4 protein-coding genes are annotated in these 3,269 nt (G+C 58.8%); 2 read left to right on the top strand and 2 right to left on the bottom strand.

What is annotated here, in order from left to right; genetic code table 11:
- Nucleotides 1–395: 395 nt before the first annotated feature.
- Both R6U20_RS03640 and R6U20_RS03635 read right to left on the bottom strand, forming a co-directional pair.
- Nucleotides 396–815, bottom strand: coding sequence for a hypothetical protein (locus R6U20_RS03640; RefSeq protein ID WP_410336510.1), 420 nt, complete (start codon nt 813–815; stop codon nt 396–398).
- 62 nt (nt 816–877) lie between these two features.
- The gene (locus tag R6U20_RS03635; protein WP_410336509.1) at nt 878–1,081 is read right to left on the bottom strand and encodes a hypothetical protein; all 204 of its coding nucleotides are present in this window, start codon (nt 1,079–1,081) and stop codon (nt 878–880) included.
- Between the two features lie 264 nt (nt 1,082–1,345).
- On the opposite strand from R6U20_RS03635, the gene R6U20_RS03630 reads away from it, so the two are divergent.
- Nucleotides 1,346–2,848, top strand: coding sequence for a DUF2867 domain-containing protein (locus R6U20_RS03630; protein WP_410336508.1), 1,503 nt, complete (start codon nt 1,346–1,348; stop codon nt 2,846–2,848).
- 53 nt (nt 2,849–2,901) lie between these two features.
- The coding region (locus R6U20_RS03625; protein ID WP_410336507.1) for a thiamine pyrophosphate-dependent enzyme at nt 2,902–3,269 on the top strand (368 nt) is incomplete at its 3' end.

Below are 3,269 nucleotides of genomic sequence, written 5' to 3'. Positions count from 1 at the left end.
TGATTTTTTTACTTCGTGAGTCGCTTCGCTCGTCTGGTTCGTTTTTGCATCAAGGCAAAAATGAACACCAGCCTACAGAACACTAATTTGTATTCGACGCCCACAGCTATTCCAGGTTGTGTGCATAGACTAGCCCCAAAGGAGAAGGAACTTGATAGTGTGGATTTCCTGCCTCTTGTGCTTTCTTGTAGCGTATTGCTGTTGTGATTCATATGGCCCAGTACAGGCCTTCAAGTTACGTCCTCCTCTCCAGGGGAGCGGGTTGGATTCGAATAGATCTGACAGGTCTCCAAAGACCTGTCAGATCTTTACCATCAGCAAAAAAGGGACAGCCCTTTGCAGGCTGTCCCTTTTGCTATGTTTTTTGTTTCCGATGCAGGTTGGCCCCCGTTCGTTCAGTCGTTTCCGCGGCGCAGGAGCCAGAGCAGCAGCCCCACACCTGTAATGAGCAGCAGCGCCGTAGCAACAGGATTGCGGGCAGCGCTCTCGCGGGCGGGTACCGACGGATGCACCTCAACATCGCCCAGGTTCAGCAGGCGCGACACCGCATTCGGGCGCGCATCGGCGCCCAGACGGGCCACCCGCTGATGGTTGAGCATTACGTCGAGGGTCAGGTCAACCTCGGCCAAGAGGTCCTGCACGTAGGCGGCGGTATCCCGCGGCGTGTCGCCGTACGGCGTCTTTGTGATGAGACGGCGCGCGGTAGCCAGCGACGGCACATCCACCACAACGCGGCGTCCGTCGCCTCGTACCGCAACATATTCGCCATCAACGGTGAGGTCTAAATCGCCGATTACGTCAAGCGGAGTTGCCATGTCGAATCACACCGGATAGAGAAAAGCCAACAGCGAGACAGCGGCTCTGCATTGGGCCGTGGTTATGCATCGTCGCGGGTGCGGATGCGGAGCGTGCCATTCATTTTCCACTTGGCGTACTCCGCTCCGGATCCCACTTTACTGGGCACTTCGAGTTCGAAGTCCTCAAACTCGTACGAGATTTCAGCACCGCGCCCGGTCAGTTTATCGTACAGTCCGATAGCGAGTTCGGGCCACGTTTGGGTGTCTTCTTTTTTATCAGCCATAACAAGAAGGAAGGTTTAGGAGAGCGTGTCGAAAGGAGGTCGTGTGCTGCAGTAGCATAGATGAACAATGTATGGTGCGGGTCCCTGCGAGATGGGACGTTGTTGTAATGCGGACGCCGCACCGGGGTTGTGCGTCGTTGTAAGAGCAGGGCGAACAGTATCGTTGCATCTGGTCGTGGTTCATTCCGCTCGTTCCGCAAACCGTACCCGGCACCGAGCATTCCATACACCCATTGTTTTACTTCTCAACTGGCTGCGCTTTTCATGGCTACTGCTCCTCAAACAGTGCTCGTTACGGGTGCTACCGGATATGTAGGTGGACGCCTGGTGCCGTGCTTGCTACGCGAGGGCTACCGCGTGCGCTGCTTCGTGCGCGATGCCGACCGCCTGCACGCGCAGCCCTGGCATGACCGGGTCGAGGTCGTAACGGGCGATGCTCTCAAACCGGAGACGCTGCCCGGGGTCTTTGATGATGTCGACGCAGCGTACTATCTGATTCATTCGCTCGGGGGAGGAAGCGAGTTCGCCGAGCGCGACCGCCGTGCGGCCACTAACATCCGCGAAGCAGCCGAGTCGGCAGGTGTACAGCGCCTCATCTACCTGGGGGGCATTCGTCCGAAAGGCACACGCCTTTCGGACCACCTCAAAAGCCGCATGGAAACCGGCGACGTGCTCCGCGACGGCTCCATTCCGGTCACCGAGTTTCGCGCCGCGGTCATCGTAGGCTCGGGCAGCCTCTCGTTCGAACTGATTCGGTACCTTACGGAACGTGTACCTGTGCTCATCTGCCCGAAGTGGGTGCAGACGCCGACGCAGCCCATTGCTATCCGCGACGTGTTACAGTATCTGATGGCCGCACTGGAGCAGCCCGAGAGTGCCGGGCGCGTCATCGAGATTGGGGGCTCGGATGTCCTTACCTACGGCGACATGTTTCAGCGCTACGCAGATGTACGGGGCCTGAACCGCCCTATCGTGAATGTGCCGTTCCTCACACCCGGGCTGTCCTCGCACTGGGTCGGACTGGTCACGCCCATCTCCAACCAGATTGCGCGCCCGCTCATCGAAGGGCTCGACAACGAAGTCACGGTCGACAACCCCGAGGAGGCGCGGGAGCTTTTCCCTGACGTCGATCCTATCTCGTATGAGGCTGCCGTACGGCTGGCACTGCAGCGCTACGCCTCGAACGACATCCCCACCGTCTGGAACAGCGCCGTGTCCTCGCATCCCCGCGGACGCCTGGTAGACGTCTCGCTCGAAACCACGCAGGGCCTCATCAAGGAAACGAGGCAGGTCCAGGTCCAGGCGGATGCGGAGCAGGCCTTCGCGGTGATTGAGAGTCTCGGGGGCCAGACGGGCTGGCTCTTTGGCGATGTTCTCTGGCAGTTGCGCGGCTACCTCGACCAGCTCATGGGCGGCATCGGCTACCGGCGGGGGCGCCGCCACCCCACCACCCTGCGCGCGGGTGACACGGTCGACTTCTGGCGCGTTGAGGACATCGACCGCCCGAATCTGCTGCGCCTGCGCGCCGAAATGACGATGCCGGGCCGCGCCTGGATGCAATATGAGGTGGAGCCGGATGACAACGGGACCGCTGTTGTCACGCAGGCGAACTTCTTCGAACCGCGTGGGCTGTGGGGCACGCTCTACTGGTACATGCTTTCGCTTCCGCACAGCCTCTTGTTTTCGGGCATGCTCAACGCCCTGCGCGACCGCATCGAGCAGGAAGCTCAGTCCAAGCGCTCCGACTACACAGCGGTGTCGGCTTGAGCATTCATACAGCCAGCGCGGGCCGTGTGCAGTCCCACGCTACTGGAGTTTTGATGTACAGACTTCTGAAGCTGGGAACTGCTTGCATCTCCGGCGATCTTCGTACGCAGGATCTACCGGCGTACGGGGCAGAGCCCCTGAAGAGCCTGCGTTGCACAATTGATGAAGAGGGCAATTGGGTGGATCAAACCGCTCAGAAAAACACATCTGCGGATATGTCACCAACAGCTGGACAGATGGCACGTCTGCTTGGTTTGGCTCAGGCATCAAAAGTGTATCGCGAAAATGATCTTTTGAGCGATTGGAATCAGTTTTCAGATAATGGAAATGAGGTCGCTTGGGGAACAATTGGTGATGCCAGTACATCTGAAGGAATTTTCTGGGAAACCATAAATGCCGCGGGTGTGCTTCAGGTACCGAT

Origin of the sequence: Longimonas sp., assembly GCF_046498435.1 — a bacterium.
In the GTDB taxonomy this organism is placed as follows: domain Bacteria; phylum Bacteroidota; class Rhodothermia; order Rhodothermales; family Salinibacteraceae; genus Longimonas.
The sequence above is the reverse complement of the archived record's forward strand: the minus strand, read 5'-3'. Positions and strand labels throughout refer to the sequence as shown.